The sequence below is a fragment of the Filomicrobium sp. genome, assembly GCF_025698805.1.
GTDB lineage: Bacteria > Pseudomonadota > Alphaproteobacteria > Rhizobiales > Hyphomicrobiaceae > Filomicrobium > Filomicrobium insigne.
Genome location: NZ_JAILWT010000005.1, coordinates 331291 through 347891 on the forward strand (window position 1 = coordinate 331291; position 16601 = coordinate 347891).

At 58.1% G+C, this 16601-nt stretch carries 13 protein-coding genes; 9 read left to right on the plus strand and 4 right to left on the minus strand.

The window, feature by feature from the left end; translation table 11 throughout:
* Positions 1-173 precede the first annotated feature (173 nt).
* Positions 174-1190, plus strand: a complete 1017-nt coding sequence (locus K5845_RS15075; protein ID WP_046479901.1) for a CarD family transcriptional regulator — start codon at positions 174-176, stop codon at positions 1188-1190.
* A 111-nt stretch (positions 1191-1301) separates the two neighbouring features.
* On the opposite strand, the gene K5845_RS15080 is transcribed toward K5845_RS15075, so the two are convergent.
* Both K5845_RS15080 and K5845_RS15085 read right to left on the minus strand, forming a co-directional pair.
* Positions 1302-2213, minus strand: a complete 912-nt coding sequence (locus K5845_RS15080) for a thermonuclease family protein (RefSeq protein ID WP_287959372.1) — start codon at positions 2211-2213, stop codon at positions 1302-1304.
* 23 nt (positions 2214-2236) lie between these two features.
* A complete protein-coding gene (locus K5845_RS15085) occupies positions 2237-4705 on the minus strand; it encodes a WD40 repeat domain-containing serine/threonine protein kinase (protein WP_287959373.1) in 2469 nt (822 codons plus the stop codon).
* A gap of 415 nt (positions 4706-5120) precedes the next feature.
* Between K5845_RS15085 and K5845_RS15090 the strand changes: the two genes are divergently transcribed.
* From K5845_RS15090 to K5845_RS15105, 4 genes are all read left to right on the plus strand, one after another.
* Positions 5121-5711 (plus strand): FHA domain-containing protein, encoded by a 591-nt coding sequence (locus tag K5845_RS15090; RefSeq protein ID WP_139165381.1) that lies wholly within the window; start codon positions 5121-5123, stop codon positions 5709-5711.
* Between the two features lie 58 nt (positions 5712-5769).
* Positions 5770-6573 (plus strand): FHA domain-containing protein, encoded by an 804-nt coding sequence (locus K5845_RS15095; protein WP_090230346.1) that lies wholly within the window; start codon positions 5770-5772, stop codon positions 6571-6573.
* On the plus strand, positions 6574-7356 hold the full coding sequence (locus tag K5845_RS15100; protein WP_287959374.1) for a PP2C family protein-serine/threonine phosphatase: 783 nt from the start codon (positions 6574-6576) through the stop codon (positions 7354-7356). It abuts the gene before it with no gap.
* Between the two features lie 160 nt (positions 7357-7516).
* On the plus strand, positions 7517-8497 hold the full coding sequence (locus K5845_RS15105; protein ID WP_287959375.1) for a DMT family transporter: 981 nt from the start codon (positions 7517-7519) through the stop codon (positions 8495-8497).
* Positions 8498-8580: 83 nt separating this feature from the next.
* Here the strand turns inward: K5845_RS15105 and K5845_RS15110 are convergent, their stop codons facing one another.
* The gene (locus K5845_RS15110; protein ID WP_046476696.1) at positions 8581-9603 is read right to left on the minus strand and encodes a 2-dehydropantoate 2-reductase; all 1023 of its coding nucleotides are present in this window, start codon (positions 9601-9603) and stop codon (positions 8581-8583) included.
* Between the two features lie 169 nt (positions 9604-9772).
* Positions 9773-10957, minus strand: coding sequence for a succinate--CoA ligase subunit beta (locus K5845_RS15115; protein WP_287959376.1), 1185 nt, complete (start codon positions 10955-10957; stop codon positions 9773-9775).
* A 598-nt stretch (positions 10958-11555) separates the two neighbouring features.
* Here K5845_RS15115 and K5845_RS15120 point away from each other — a divergent pair.
* From K5845_RS15120 to K5845_RS15135, 4 genes are all read left to right on the plus strand, one after another.
* A complete protein-coding gene (locus tag K5845_RS15120) occupies positions 11556-12242 on the plus strand; it encodes a GntR family transcriptional regulator (RefSeq protein ID WP_046476689.1) in 687 nt (228 codons plus the stop codon).
* An 81-nt stretch (positions 12243-12323) separates the two neighbouring features.
* On the plus strand, positions 12324-14066 hold the full coding sequence (locus tag K5845_RS15125; protein ID WP_287959377.1) for a thiamine pyrophosphate-binding protein: 1743 nt from the start codon (positions 12324-12326) through the stop codon (positions 14064-14066).
* An 87-nt stretch (positions 14067-14153) separates the two neighbouring features.
* Complete coding sequence (gene frc, locus K5845_RS15130) at positions 14154-15431, plus strand: formyl-CoA transferase (RefSeq protein ID WP_287959378.1); 1278 nt, start codon at positions 14154-14156, stop codon at positions 15429-15431.
* 103 nt (positions 15432-15534) lie between these two features.
* Positions 15535-16461, plus strand: a complete 927-nt coding sequence (locus K5845_RS15135) for a methionyl-tRNA formyltransferase (protein ID WP_090230569.1) — start codon at positions 15535-15537, stop codon at positions 16459-16461.
* Positions 16462-16601: the final 140 nt, after the last annotated feature.

Genomic DNA, 16601 nt, shown 5'->3' on the forward strand with positions numbered 1-16601 from the left:
GAGTAGCCCCGCAAGTGGCTAGTATCGGCCCCTATTGATTTGCCTGGAGTTCGATTTTGAACAATCGAGCGCCGGGGCTTGTTTGCGGCGCCTTATATCAAGGGCGCTGTCCAATACCGTCCGTGTGGTTTCTTGGACGGCTCGTGTGTGTGGCAAAAAGTGAGACGATGCAAATGGCTAAAAAGACCAAAGTCGAGGTCAAGGCGACACCCGCAAAAAGTAAGGCCAAGAGTGCAACGAAGTCGATCAGCAAGTCAACTCCCGTGAGCCCAAAGTCGACCCGCGGTTCGACGGCTGCTTCCGCCTCCAAGAAATCGACAGCTAAGGCTGCCGCGCCTACTGCAAAGAGCAAGTCTGCAACGGCCGCAAAGCCACGCGCTACCGTTGCGCCGACCAATAAGGCTGCTGCGGCTCGTGTGAGCCCGACAGCGTCGAGCAAGGGTCGTGTTTCGGCCGCTGTTGCTTCTACCAAGAAGGCATCATCAGCGAGCCCTGTGAGCGTTACCCGCAGCGTGGCCGCCTCGGTTGCCGAGAAGGCAGCAAAGAAGATCAGCGCTCCTGTGAAGCCGGCGGCTCCGAAAGAGGCGCCTGTGCAGACGGCTGCGCGCGTGAGTGATCAGCAGAAGAAGTCTGTGAGCCAGCGCCATGGCTTTAAGACGAACGAATACGTCGTCTATCCAGCGCATGGTGTGGGCTGCATCATTGGCATCGAAGAGCAGGAAATTGCCGGCATTGCTCTCGAACTCTTCGTCATCAACTTCGAGAAGGAGAAGCTGACGTTGCGGGTGCCGACTGGCAAGCTTGAATCTGTTGGCATGCGTAAGCTTTCGGATGATGGCATCGTCAAACGCGCGATGGAGATCCTGAAGGGCCGTGCGCGCGTCAAACGTACGATGTGGAGCCGCCGTGCTCAGGAGTATGTCGCCAAGATCAACTCAGGCGACCTCGTTTCTATCGCTGAGGTTGTGCGCGACCTTTATCGGTCGGAAGCGCAGCCCGAGCAGTCGTATTCAGAGCGTCAGCTTTATGAAGATGCTCTCGACCGTATGGCACGCGAAATTGCGGCGGTTGAGAAACTCGATGAGCGCGGCGCAGTTCAGCGCATCACTGACGTGCTAAGCAAGAGCGCACGTAGCCGTCGCGCGGCTGCTGAGGAAGAAGCTGCCGATGCGGAAACTCGTGCGGCCTAAGTTAGGTTGCGGTCGCTTCGTTGATATTCAAGAAGGCGCCGAACGTGAAAGACGTTCGGCGCCTTTTGTTTTTTGGGGACCGCTGAGGCCAGACCTTGTCCTCCCGATCTGTCACGATTGATCTTTTTTCAGGAGTTCGATCTGGTTCGGGTGCGTGACCTCAATGTGCGGGCCGTTGTGAATCTCGATCCAGCCGCGTACTCGGATGCGGCGACCCTTTAGAGTTTTGAGGTCCTTGGCCCAGTCGCGTTGGCCGGTTAGTGATGCGCGCGCAATGAATGCCGTGAAGGCAAAGCGACGATTTCGACCGAAGTTGAGATAAACGTTGCCGCGAGAGCTTCCTACGCCTGTTATGCGTCCCTCAACGAGTTGGAATGTTTCCTTGAGCCGTCGTAGATGCTCAGTGCGCGATGAAGCAATGGGGCGGTAGGCTGCGAGAGACCAAAGTCCAAGCCCGGCGTTTCGTGCCCGGTTCTCGGCCTCAGCGAGTGCATCAACACATTCGGCATTCCCCGGTATCACGTAGGTGCGCGCGTGGCCGTTGGTGACGAGATGCCTTTGGACCCACGTGCGTCCCTGTGAGCTGTCTTCTCGAACCACGTGGGCCAGGGTCAGTCCGTATCGGTCGCGATCAATCGCGGGATAATAAAGACGTACGCTGTGACCGAGTACGAGTTCGGTGAGAGCTCTTGCGGCACGCTCTTGGAGTGTTTCTCGATATCCGGCGGCGGTGCTGGACGGGGCCGGTGTTCGTGCTCCTATCAGTCGGACGAGACGGCCATCATCGAGGCGGATGGTTTCTGCATCAACGACATCGGTAACGGTATGGAGCGCACCGCGTTTAAGACGACAGGGTGGGGAGAAGCCCGTCTGATCAATGTCGTAGCCTGGGGTATTGCTCTCCGTTGATCCTGTTGCGGAGGTGGCGAGATGAAAAGACAACGCCAGCACCGCTAAAGTGCAGGTCCGTATTGCCGATTGTGCTGCAGGTTTTCGAAGCCGATTCACACGAGGCGCCTGCATTCATTCGGCCTCCTAAAAGCGGCTTACCGTTGCGCTGTTCTGCGGGGGACCATCCAAACGCGGATTTTGCCATCGTCGCCGGCACTGATCAGGCGGCTTCCGTCGGGTGAAAAGTCGACGGCTGTCACTTCGCCGGGGTGGCTTGCAAAGGTCTTTACTGTTCTTGAGCGTTCGACGTCCCAGAGGCGGACGGTTCCATCTGCGCTGGAGGAGGCTAGTAGACCGCCGGAGCCGCTAAACGCCAAAGCCGTGACGCTATCTTTGTGACCACGCAGCCGCCGGTAGGTCCTCTGGGAGGAGGTCGACCAGAGGCGTATGTCTCCGTTGAGCGTCGCGGACGCAACCCTTGATGCGTCGGGAGAGAACTTGACGGCCGTTACGAAGTCAGGGTGCCGCCTGTAGGTGCGTACGAGATCGAGCGTATTGAGGTTCCACAGTTTGACCGTTCGGTCGGCGCCGCCGGAGGCGAGAAAGGGGCCTTGGGGTGCGAAGGCGATGGCCTGCACCGCGTTTTCGTGTCCTTCGAAGATGTGGACGGGACTACTTGGAGCGCGCAGATCCCATAGGGCAACTTTCCAATCGTGTGCTGCTGCGAGCAGGCGACCAGGCACGTTCGTAAACGCGAGCGACCAAATGCTCGCTTCATTCCGCTGCAAGTCAGCAACCTTGTGGCCCGAGGTTTTGTCCCAGACCGCAACGTATCCGTCCGCGTGTCCGGTCGCGATGTACTCGCCCTGTAACGCAATTGATGTGGCGGCTCCATGGTCCATCGGAATGATACGGGAGAGGCTGCCGTTGCTGGCATTCCAAATTCGGACCGTCGCGTCGGCACCCGCAGATACGATGCTGTAGCCGCCGGGGGAGTACGCTAACGCTGTGACAGCGCCGGTGTGGCCCACGAGCTGTTGGAGCAACGGGTTCGCCGGGCCATCGTCTTCGGCAGGGCGCTGTTGAAGGGATGCTGTCGTCTCAGGTCGTTGTCGCGGCTTTGGGAGAGTGCTGCTTTTTGTTGTTGCCGCGCTGTGTTCGCCCATGGACGGCAGGTACGCCGCGACGTCGATTTCCGGAAACTGATCGCGTGCCGCAATCACGCCTGTTCCGAGCCCGCCAACCAAAATGAGCTTGAGGAAGAGCGAGACCCATCCCGAGCGGCCCGCACGATTGGCGCGGGGACGCGCGGGTTTGCGTGTTTCCACTGGCACAGGAAGTGCGGCGGCTTTGCGCTCCTTGCGCTGCCGACTGCTTGCTGCGCCTTTTTGTGGCGCCGCCTTCTTCGCTTTCTTTGCGAACAGCGGGGGCGGTGCCGTGTTCAGCTTTACTGTTTTGGCAAGAGGCGATTGAGCCGCTTCTTCGTTTGCATTTATTTCGGCTGGAGCGGTATCGGCTTCATCGGCAGCAGGGTTGTCGGCCTCGACATTCGCCAACGCCTCAGCTAGCGGCTTGCGCTTCAAGCCGTCTACGAAATCAAGGATACCACCATGCGGTCCTGGGGCGTCCGGAGGTGGAGGCATTCCGGGATCGGGTGTTACCACGTCAAAGGCCCGTTCGGCTGCTTCCTCTTTCGATTGTGCGGCGCGACCCCGCGAGAGCCAGCTACCCCGCTGAGCAGGAGGGGTATCGGGCGCGAGAAGTTCGCCGCGCCAAGCTGCGATCGAACGTGGCCGAGCATCGATATTGAGGGCCATTGCGGCATCGATCGCGCGGAGAAAACGTGTGCGATAGGAGCTAAGTGCGGCCTGACGTGCAGGAATATACTCGTCGTTGACCATGCGCGAAGGCGCGTCCGGAGGCCGCTTTCCTGTAACGGCATGGTAGAGAGTGGCGCCGAGGGCGTAGATATCCGTCCAAGGGCCCTGCTGTCTGCTTGTCTCAGCATATTGCTCATAGGGACTGTAGCCCGGCTTCACGAGAGCGGAGACCGTCTTCGAATGACTCGCGATTTCGCCGCGCGCTGAGCCAAAGTCTATGAGAACCGGGTTGCCATCCTTGCGGATGATAATGTTGTCCGGCGCGATGTCGCGATGGAGAAAATCCGCCTTGTGAATGAGTTCGAGCGCTTGGAGCAACGGCTCCAGAATGCGATCCAGCTCTTTCTGGCGAGGTGCGCGCCCGAGGCCTTTGAGCCAGTTTTTAAGGCTTTGGCCCTCCTCGAAATGGAGAACCATGTAGGCAGTGTTGTTCGCGCGGAAATAACGGTACACGCGCACAATGTGCGGGTGGTTGAATTTTGCGAGCGTCTGGGCCTCTTCGATGAAGCGGTCCAGCCCCCAACGGTAATCGCCATCGCAATCTTGCGAGCGCGGGCTCGCGTTGATGCTATTGGCGCGGGCGGCAAAATCCGAGGGGAAATATTCCTTGATGGTTACGCGACGCTCAAGCGCAAGCTCGTCGGCAAGATAGGTGATGCCGAAGCCGCCGGCTCCGAGCACACGTTCTATCCTGTAGTCACCGACAAGCTCAGTGCCATCTGGAAGCGCTATCAGGTTGGTCATCGTCCCCGTTAAGTCCAGTCTACCGATATTGGCGATGCCATAATCGTCTTACATGACACGCGCCGATTCTTTCACCAGTTTTCCGAGGCGTAAAACCTTGCTCATGCCATCTTTGCAGCACGATTGTGGCGTTCGCGCGTGCGCGCATGCATGTAGCACGGATAAAGTTTGACACTGACGCGATTGGGCGGAAAGGCCAAGAGGGGACGGGGACGTGCGGGGCGGAATTGCGTATGAAGTCGGAGTGAATGCCACAGTGGCAGGGGATCGTTGCCGCCGTTTGACGGCTATACCGACATTTTTGAGGTTCCGACGATCGTTGTTGTGGATAAACAAGACGGCGTGGCAGTGCTCAGTGATCGCTTTGAGCGCTAGATTGCTGGCGGCTGATTCGGCTCTAGCCAACGAGGTTTCAATGCCAATCTGGGATATCGCCGCCGATTGGCAGGGTGATTTGCTGAGCTGGTGGCAGCGCGTGACTTCCGACTTTGGTGATCTTCTTGGTCAGGGCTATGGACAGGCTCCAGCGTTGCTGTTGGGATTGAGCCTTGTGGTCATTGTGCCGCTGTTCGTTGCTGCGGGTTTGATTTTGCGGCGGTCCGGGAGTGTCATCGAGCCCGACCGAACGGTGCGATATCCGGCGGCGCAAAAGCTGCCGACGACTAACCCACCGCCCTATTCACACAGGGTGATCGTCCCAGGAGATGCGTTTGTGCAGATTCAGGAGACGTCTGACGCGGAGGTTTCGGAGTTCCGATTCAGCGGTGCGCTGATGGTTCGGATTGGCCGGGAGGAGGATAACGACGTGCGACTAACCGATCCTACCGTGCATCGTTACCATGCGGTCATAAGTCGGTCCGCAGATGTTGGTTATGTCGTTTCTGATTTATCCAGTTCGGATGGTAATGGCGTCATCGTCAACGGAGAGAGGATTCGGCGGCAACGCTTGAAGGACGGCGACGTCATCACCCTGGGGACGGCGAAATTGACGTTTCGACTGCAATAGATAGTCAGCGCCGGATGCTGGCGCGGAGGAGACAAGTGGCGAAGAGGAGCGACGCGATATGGCCAACGAATCGAAGCCGGTAGCCGGTGGGAAATCTGGTTTTTTGGGAACATTGAAAGATGCGTTGGTGGCGGCGAGCCGAGACGAAACCGGTAAACCGCAAAAGCCTGCAGAAAGCGCCGCCCCTGAGGCAAGTCCGGCGACCATAGCTTTGCCACCGCCTGTTGCGCCCTCGGAGCCTGCGCCTGCCGCTGAGCCTCCTCCTGTCACCACCCGTGTAAAAGACGGCAATACGGGATTGAGTGCAGCGGAAGCCGCGCGCGAAGCGCGCACCCGTGGCCCGCAGCATGCAACGCCTCCTGATGCGCATGTGGAAGCCGATGCACCGCCTACGACGCGGGTCGTGAAGACGCCGAGTGCGCCGAAGGCTGAAGAGAACTCCGAGCGCACCCAGCTGGTACGCGGTCGCCAGCAGGTCAAACGCGGTGAATTTGAGCGTGATCCGGTGGTGGGGTGGCTAGTCGTTGTAGGCGGCCCTGGGATCGGTTCATACCGGCCGGTGTTCGAGGGAAACAATACGCTGGGACGCTCGCCCAACCAACGCATTCCGCTCGACTTCGGTGATGATGCGATTTCGTCGGAAGAGCAGGCTTACATTCGCTACGATTCCAGCGACCGGTCTTTCCTGTTCGTGCCAAATCTTGCTAAGACAAATGTGGTTTCGGTGAACGATAAGCGCCCGACTGGCGCCGTTGAACTCACCGCAATGGATGTCATTACGGTCGGTCGCACGCAGCTTGTCTTCGTGCCCTTCTGTGGGCCAGAATTCGATTGGTCTGAACTTGCCGAAAACAAGGATTGAATGAACGCCTTTGAACACGCCTGGCAGACAACGCGCGGGGCCAGGGAGTATCAAGAAGACAGCGCTGCCGTCGCAAACGGATCGAGCCCGGCTGGAGGTGTGCCTCTCGTAGCTGTGCTGGCCGATGGAATGGGTGGTCACACTGGCGGCGCGTTGGCCAGCCGCGTTTGCTGCGAGCAATTTCTCGAAGCCTTCACGAAGCGTAACGGGCCGGTGCCGGACCGGTTGCGCGATGCGTTGGATGCAGCCAATGGCGCGGTAGCGCAAACGGTGATCTCAAATCCGGTGCTATCAGGGATGGGTTCGACGCTGATCGGCGTGGCCTTCTCCGAGGGCGGTGTCGAGTGGGTCAGTGTCGGAGACAGTCCCTTGTGGCTGTTCCGCAGGGGCGAAATTGCTCTGCTCAACGAGGATCACTCGTTAGCCCCGGAGCTGGACCGGTTGGCTGAGATTGGACGGATGACCGTCGAAGAGGCGCGTTCTGATCCGCGTAGGCATATGCTGCGTTCGGCGGTGACGGGCGATGAACTTGATCTTGTCGACCAATCTCAACGACCTTTGACGCTGGAAGATGGCGATTACATTATTCTGGCGAGTGACGGTTTGCAGACTCTTGAAGAGAGTGAGGTCGAACGCATTATCGCAGCCTACGCGGAGGATGGACCGGACGCAGTGGCGAGCGCGCTTATCCGTGCTGTTGAGGCTGTCCGTGATCCGCATCAAGACAATGCTACGGTCGTCGCTGTGCGTGTTGTGGCCGCTGAACAAATCAGCTCCGTTTAATGCCGTAAGCGCGTGCGGAGATTGCATGGGCTTGCGCCATTACCCTGCAGGGCGGTGAACTCGGTCGTTGGCTACAGCGTTGTTCCCTCGCGTTTCACAGAGCTTGAAACGTAGGCTTGATGCTCGTGAGCTTGCGTGTGTGGTGTATCGGGAGTCCAACTTGACCGGTTTAAATGAAGGGCAGCAAGCCAGGGCCGACGGTGGTGCTGGCGGCTGGCGTGCCGGTCTCAAGGCAAGTGGGCGGCCCGGGGCTGCCAACGATCCTCTCCTCGGGGCGATTTTCGTTATTGTCGCCATGGCTTTGTTGGCGGGCCTTCTCTCGTTGGGCCGGTACTTAGCATTGCAGGGTATGAATCCGCTGCAGGTTCTTTTTTTTCGCAATGCGTTCTGTGTCGTATGGATGCTGCCGCTGCTTGCCTGGCGCGGACCCTCGCTATTCCAGACCAAGCAACCGAAACTCTACGGCGCGCGTGTTGTGCTGAGTTTCATCTCGATGATGGCCATGTTCCAGGCCGTGGCTTTAATCCCCATCGGGGAGGTGACGGCAATCGGATTTCTGTCACCACTGTTCGGCACGGCCGTCGCAATAATGGTTCTCGGCGAACGCGTCCATTTCCGCCGCTGGGCGGCTCTGGGGATTGGGTTTCTTGGCGCCATGATTATCCTTCGGCCAGGGCTTTCCGAACCGGGCTGGGGGCAGTGGGCGGCGCTGATATCCGCTCTCGCGGTCGGTGGCATCGGACCTCTCGTCAAACAGCTGACTCAACAGGACGATGCTGATCGCGTGGTTTTCATCACCAATGCGATTATGACGCCGTTGGCACTCGTGCCGGCGTTGTTTGTTTGGCAGTGGCCATCACTGGAACTGTGGCCGTATCTGGCAGCTATGGGGCTTTGCGCGGTGCTTGGGCATATGGCGCTCGTACGAGGCTACGCCGTGGCGGAGGCGTCTTTGGTCATGACGTTCAAGTTCGTACGTTTGCCGTTCGCGGTCGCAATCGGGTTTCTCGCATTCGGAGAGGCGATTGACGCTTTAACGTGGGTGGGCGGGCTCATCATTTTTGCAGCTTCGGCTTACGTTACGCGGCGGGAGGCGCAGTTGAAACTCAGGGCGTCATCGCGGCCAGCGGCGGGGCTCTAAGGGAGGCGGGGCTCTAAGGGAAACGGCCGCGCTTTGGGCGCGGCCGCATTGTGCGTTTAATTCTTCCAGACCAACGCGTCGTATCAGTCGACCGAGTTGGTGGCCTCTTCCGGTGCCGCGTCTGGGAAGACTGGGTAGACGTTGGCTACGCGACCCATCTGTTGCGTGAGGGCGAGGACAGTGTCGATGGTCGGTGTGTTCACATCGACCAGGCGACCCATTTCCTGGACCACCGTCAGCAAGGCGTCGAGCTCGATTGGCCGGCCGCGTTCAAGATCCTGCAGCATGCTCGTGCGGTGTGCACCAACCGACGCTGCTCCGTTGATGCGGCGCTCGATGTCGACGCGGAAATGCGCACCAATTCTACGCGCGATGGTTTCAGCTTCTTCCATCATCCGGCGTGCGACGGAGCGTGTGCCGGGATCTGTGGCTACGATATCGAGCGTGGCGTGGGTCAGGGCCGAGATTGGATTGAAGCAGAGGTTGCCCCACAACTTAAGCCAGATATCGTTCCGGATTTCGGGATAGATCTTCGGCTTCAGACCCGCGGCTTCAAAGGCGCCGGCCAGAGCTTTGACGCGGTCTGTTTCTTTGCGTGTCGGTTCGCCCAGGCCATAGCGATCGCCGTAGGTGTGCTTGACGACGCCCGGCTCTACGATTTCGGCGGCGGGATAAACCGTGCACCCGATGGCGCGTTGGGGCCCGATCGCGTTCCACTGCCGTCCGCCGGGGTCGACACTTTCGAGCTGGAGGTTCGCGTACTGGCCTTCGAAGCCATAGAAGTACCACCAAGGGATGCCATTTTGTGCGGTGACGACCGCTGTATCGGGTCCTAGGAGAGGTGCCATCTGTTCGGCGACTTCCCACGCTTGGTGTGTCTTGAGCGCGATGATCACATAGTCTTGAGGCCCCAGGTCGGCAGGGTTCTTGCTCGCCGGCATACGGGCGACCTTTTCCTCGCCGTTGATAAGTAGCTTGAGGCCATTGTTTTGGATCGCTTCCAGGTGCGCGCCACGCGCGATCAACGAAACATCAACGCCGGCAAGTTTCAAAAGAACGCCGATATGGGCGCCGATGGCACCCGCTCCGTAGATACAAACTTTCATTTATTCCTCCCGGAATGTGTTGGGCACGCGCTGCTCTTTTTTGCAGCTTTGCGATCGTGATCTTGGTCCACGTAGGGTTGGTCCGATCTGGTATACCAAGTCAAGGGGGTCTGGGTGCGACCATCAGGACGCGGTAAACTGCCTGACCCCGTCGTTTTCGCAAAATTGGTCAGGCGGCTGCCGATTTGAGAGCAGCGGTTAGCTTTTGGATCGCATCCTTCATGTCGGTGGCATCGATAAATTCGATGCCAGAACCGGCGAGCCGCGTGCGCGCGAAATCAGCGTTGTTGCCCGCGAGACGGACGACGAGAGGAACGCGTCGTGTGGTTTGCCGCATTGCAATGGCGATACCCTCGGCGATCGTATCGCATCGCTGCATGCCGCCGCCGTGGACGTTCACGAGCATGGCCTGCGTCCTGGGATTGTTGAGTACGAGGCCCATCCCGTGGGCGATGTCGAGGCTGGATGCTGTCGCGCGGACGTCCATGAAGTTGGCGGGCCGACAGCCAGCTTCGCGGAGCATGTCGAGTGTCGCGAGCGCGAGGCCGGCACCGTTGACGACGACCCCGATATCACCGTCTAGAGCGGTGTAATTGAGCTGGTGGCGGTCGGCGGCCAGTTCGTGTGGGTCACCATCCTCGAGTTCCAGCGCTTGGCGGAATGCCGCAAGGGCAGGGTGGCGAAACAGAGCGTGAGTATCGAGCTCAAGTTTGGCGTCGAGGGCCCGGAACTGACCGGTTGCAGTTATTGCCAGAGGGTTGATCTCGACCTGGGTGGCGTCGAGTTCGACGGCGAGGCGCGCCATTTGGCGAAAGATGCGTGCCGCCTCTTCGGCTGCCGCCCCTTTAAGTTCAATTGCTTCGGCGGCGCTTTTGAAATCGGCAGAGGGACCGTCGCTTGTCAGGTCTATAGGCGTTTGCCGGATCAACTCGGGCTCGGCCGCAATGCGCGCCTCGATACCCGTACCGGCTACCCGGCTGGTCAGCAATTTCAGCCGGCCGGCGCTCCCGTCGAGCACAACGGCGGCATAAACTTGCTGTACGGCCGCGACGGATTCCTCGACGAGCAGCCAACGAGCTTTTTCGCCGTCGGGACGTGTTTGGTTTGTTGTGAAGATCTGGCCAATAAGCTGTTCGGCCGTCGCCTCCACGCCCTCCTTCGAAGCTGCAAATCGGATAGCGCCAACGTCTATACGATTGCCCGATAGAATCTGCGCCTTCACCGCATAACGGGCGCATTGCAGTCGTGCCGCGGCGCGCCCAGCTCCGGCGACATCGTCAACAACCCGCCCGGCGGGAACCGGAATTTCGTAGCGCTGGAGAAGTTCCTTAGCCTGAAATTCGTACAAGCGCATTGCGGGTGTCCAAGTCTCTTGATCTCGTTGTCCGTGGGCATGTCGCGCGTCAGGGCGCTTACCCCGTTTGAACGACTTGCTGTCTCTTTTTGAGATGTAGCAGAGTCGTAGAGGGAGACCTCATAGGCGACACTCAAAAAACGAGCGTTATCCTGCAATATGCCGATTGCGTAGCGCGATTATTTGGCATATTGTATGCCATGCACGGCGCAAGCAAGGATCCTCTCCGATCACCGGATTTGGACCCAGAAGAAGACGCCACAGAATTCTTGGGGTCAACGGGCTCTCGCCGGCTTGCTGACCTTCGGATAAGCGGCAGGAAACGTGGGCAATGACAGAACCAACCCATGACATCACTTGAAGGGAGCACTATAGTTCGGTATCTGGTATACCAGATGCCGGAGGTTTGTTGGGTTCACCTACCAATGGTCATGGTCGCCGCAGGCGACATCGAGCGGCCAAACGATGGTGCAGCCACGCTCTTGAAGGCGAATGTCATGGCGTTCGTTTTACGTCATTTTGCAACAACATCCGTTTCCGGAGGGCAAGGATCGATGACCGCATCTGAAACCTTTTCCGGACGGCGCCCAGGTATTTTATGGCTGTGACTTCCATCAAAATCGATCTCATCGGCGAGAATCAAAGTCTCAAAGCGAGAGCTTATGAGGCGCTGAAATCCGCCATTACGAATATGAACATTTACGATGCTGATGCCCAACTAAAGCTCGATGAACGCGATCTTTCCGCGCGCTTCGGCATCAGCCGAACGCCGTTGCGGGAGGCCTTGGCTCAGCTTGATCAAGAAGGCCTCGTCAAGGTCGTCGCGCGGCGCGGTATCTTTATCGTGCGCAAGACTAAGGCCGAAGTGCTCGACATGATCACGGTTTGGGCAGCGTTGGAGGGTATGGCCGCGCGGCTTGCGTGCTCGGCGGCCAGCGCCGACGACATCGCCGCATTGCATCGTCTCGTCGATGACTACGGACAAGACGAAGTGGCCATGCGGCTCGGCGAATATTCAGACGCCAATATCACGTTCCATCAGGCAATTCTCAGTCTCAGTGGAAACCCTCTGATTCAGGGCATCGCCGACAGTCTTTTCCTGCACGTTCGCGCGATCAGGAACCGGACGATTATCGAGCAGGATCGGGCCAAACGGTCCGTCGCAGACCACAAGGAGATCATTGAGGCGCTTGAAGCACGAGATCCGGACCGGGCTGAACGCTTGGTGCGGGAACACACGATGAAGCTGCGAGATCACGTCGAACGCTTTGTGGACATCGACTGAAGAAGCCACAGAGCCAACAGCCACAACCATATGACCGGGGGATATTCTCCAAAGCCGGTCGAACTCGAAGGGAGCTGAGACATGGCGACACCGGCGATAGCGAACACGGCCGACGACACTCTGGCCAAAAAGAGTTCGGATCCAAACATTGTTTCGGGTGGGCGCCTCGTCGCCAAAGCACTCAAGAATGAAGGCGTCGATACGATCTTTACGCTGTGTGGTGGGCACATCATCGACATCTATGATGGGTGCATCGATGAAGGTATTCGCATCATCGACGTACGCCACGAGCAAGTGGCAGCCCACGCCGCTGATGGTTATGCACGCCAAACCGGTAAGCTCGGCTGTGTGGTTACGACTGCGGGGCCAGGTTGCACGAATGCCGTAACCGGCGTCGCGACGGCATTACGTTCTGAGAGCCCCATTTTGCACATTGGTGGCCAGGGAGCATTAACGCAGCACCGTATGGGGTCGCTACAGGATCTGCCGCACGTCGATATGATGCGTCCGATTACGAAGTTTGCGGAATCGGTTCGTTCGACGGAACGGATCGCTGACATGATTTCGATGGCCGCACGTGAAAGCTTCTCGGGCGCTTACGGTCCTTCGTATCTCGAAATTCCGCGCGATGTTCTCGATCGCGAAGTGCATATCGACAATGCGGTTATTCCGAAGTCAGGTCACTACCGTGCGTCGGTCAAATCGATCGGAGATCCCACGGATATCGAAAAGCTCGCAGATCTGCTCGTGAAGGCGGAGCGTCCGGCTATTCTTTATGGTCAGCAGGTCTGGAGTTCGCGTGGGCATAATGAGGCCATTGCACTGCTGCGCGGTCTCGATATTCCCGGATACTTCAACGGTGCGAGCCGCGGTCTCTTGCCGCCGGGCGATGAGCACCACTTCGACCGTACGCGGTCGCTGGCGTTTAAGAATGCGGACGTCATCGTCGTTGTGGGTACGCCATTTGATTTCCGCATGGGCTATGGCAAGCGCATCTCCAACGAACTCACTCTTGTGCAGATAGACCAGGACTACCGGACGGTCGGTAAGAACCGCGATATCTCGCTTGGGCTCGTCGGTGATCCAGGTGCTATCCTCGGTGCTGTTCTTGATGCGGCCTCCGCCAAGATCGACAACGGCAAGCGCCAAGCGCGTAAGCAGTGGATGGAGAAGCTTCGCGAGGCCGAGCAAATGGCGCTTGAAAAGCTAATGCCGCTGTTCACATCGGACCAGTCGCCTATTCACCCCTTCCGGGTTGCTTGGGAACTGAATGAATTCCTTGGTGATGACACCATCTACATCGGTGACGGTGGTGACGTTGTCACGATCTCAGCGCAAGCGGTGCGTCCGCGCGCGCCTGGGCAGTGGATGGATCCGGGTGCGCTGGGCTCCTTGGGTGTCGGTACAGGCTTTGCCATGGCGGCCAAGCTCGCCAATCCCGATAAGGAAGTCATGTGCTACTACGGCGATGGGTCGTTCGGCATGACGGGCTTCGATATGGAAACGGCAAATCGCTTCGGCGCGCCTTATCTGGCGGTCATTGGGAACAATTCCGCGATGAACCAGATCCGTTACGGCCAGATCTCGAAGTACGGCGAACAGCGGGGCAATGTTGGCAACCTACTTGGCGACATTCCATTCTCGCAGTTTGCACAGATGCTCGGTGGATATGGAGAAGAAGTTCGCGAAGCGTCGGATATTCAGCCGGCTCTGCAGCGGGCGCGCGAGGCCATCCAGAAGACCGGGCGTTCGGCAATCGTCAATATCTGGGTCGATCCGCGCGAATATGCGCCGGGCACCAAAAACCAGACGATGTACAAGTAAAACTTGATGCGTCCCGCGTGGGCCCTCGCGCGGGACGCACGCATAATCAACACCGGTATCATCCGGGATAAATAAAGAGAGACAGACATGGTGAAGGCACTGGAAGGCGTAAAGGTTTTGGATTTCACGCACGTGCAATCGGGGCCGACTTGCACGCAGCTGTTGGCTTGGTTCGGCGCAGACGTGATCAAGGTCGAAAGGCCGGGCGTTGGTGATGCGACGCGCAAGCAACTCGTCGACGTCGACGGTGCTGACAGCCTCTACTTCACGATGCTCAACCACAATAAGCGCTCGATTACTCTCGATACTAAGAATCCAAAAGGCAAAGAGGTGCTTGAGCGGCTGGTCAAGGCTTGCGACGTGTTGGTCGAAAACTTTGCGCCAGGCGCTTTGGACCGGATGGGCTTTACGTGGGAGCGTATCCAGGAGCTCAATCCGCGCATGATCATGGCGTCGGTTAAAGGTTTTGGTCCCGGACCGTTCGAAGATAGCAAGGTCTACGAGAACATTGCGCAGTGTGCGGGTGGTTCAGCTTCTACGACCGGTTTTCTCGATGGACCGCCGACGGTCACTGGTGCTCAGATTGGCGATAGCGGTACGGGATTGCACTTGGCGCTGGGCATCATGACGGCGCTTTTCCAGCGCGAGAAGACTGGCCGCGGTCAGAAAGTTCTGGCGCCGATGCAGGATGGTGTTCTCAACCTGTGCCGCGTGAAGCTGCGCGACCAGCAGCGCCTCGAGCGCGGTCCTCTCACGGAATACTCTCAATACGGCGAAGACATTCCGTTTGGGGATGCGGTTCCTCGGGCTGGAAATGACTCAGGTGGTGGTCAGCCCGGCCGTATTTTGAAGTGCAAAGGGTGGGAAACCGATCCTAACGCTTACACCTATTTCATCACACAGGCTCCGGTGTGGGAGAAGATCTGCGATGTGATCAATAAGCCTGAGTGGAAGGAAGATCCTGAGTATAAAACGCCGAAGGCACGCCTCAACAAGTTGTCACATATCTTCAATACGATTGAGGAGTGGACCATGACCAAGACGAAGTTCGAGGTCATGGAAATCTGCAATCCGCTCGACATTCCTGTTGGTCCGATCCTTTCCATGAAGGAGTTGGCTGAGGATCAAGCTCTTCGGGCTGCGGGCACGATTGTCGAGGTGGACCATCCTGAGCGCGGGAAATATCTGACGGTCGGCTGCCCGATCAAGCTCTCTGACAGTCCGGTGGAGGTGCTTCGTTCTCCGCTGCTCGGTGAGCATACGGATCAGATTTTGTCCGATGTTCTGGGATATTCCGCTGCAGAAGTTGAAGAACTGAAGAATGCAGGGGCGACCGAGCCTGCTAAGAAAATGGCCGCTGAATAGTCTGACGCGGTGGCCTTTCAGTTCGGTCTTTCGCGTCCATAAATTCTTACCTTAACACTTGGAGCGGCTGGCGGTGACACCGCGCCAGCCGAAGGGAGGGATCATGCGTATCGTCGTTCATGGCCAACAGGCATTCGGCAAGGCTGTACTGGAACGATTGCTGGAGCGCGGCGAAGATGTTGTTGCGGTTTGCTGTGCGCCAACAAAGGAAGGCAAGCCAGAAGACCCATTAGCTGAACTGGCTCGTGAACGGGGGTTGCCGCTTTATCAGCCCAGTTCATGGAAAACGCCTGAAGCGCTTGAGCTCATGAAGTCTTTCGACGCGGATGTATGCATGATGGCATATGTCTTGTTGTTTGTGCCGAAGGACGTTCGGGATGCGCCACGGTACGGGACGTTCCAGTATCACCCCTCCTTATGTCCGATGCATCGCGGACCATCCTCAATTAACTGGCCCATCGCGATGGGTGAAAAGCGTACAGGGTTGACGATTTTCTGGCCTGACGATGGTCTCGACGAAGGACCGATCATGTTGCAAAAGACATGTGAAATCGGACCGGACGAGACTATTGGCGATGTGTACTTCAACAAATTATTCCCGATGGGCGTCGATGCGATGATGGAAGGCCTCGATTTGGTCAAGGCCGGCATCATTCTCAAGCACTCACAGGATTTGGCGGCGGGTTCTTACGAGGGGTGGTTTAAGAAAGAGATCGCGCGAATTGATTGGTCTAAGCCGGTCGATGAGGTCTACAACCTGATACGCGCGGCGAATCCCGCTCCGGGTGCATGGACGGAAATCGACGGCCAACGGCTGGATATCTTTGACGTCGCCAAATCGGATGGAAGCGGCGAACCGGGAGAAGTCGTAGAGGTCTCGAAAGAAGGCATCACCATTGCGGCGCAAGGTGGAACGATTCTCGTTAAACGTGTCCGAGCAGGTAAAGCGCCCAAAGTCGCAGCGTCAGAATTTGCGGAAACGGCAGGCTTGAAGGCTGGTAATAGGTTCACGCTTCAGGCCGCGGAATGAATCATAACCGGTGTTAACAAAAAAAGCCGCTAGGCGGCGGAGGAAGACAACGCATGACCGTCAAGTCAGACATTGAGATCGCACGCGAAGCCAAGATGAAGCCGATCTCTCAGGTGGGCGAGAAGATCGCGGTGCCGGGT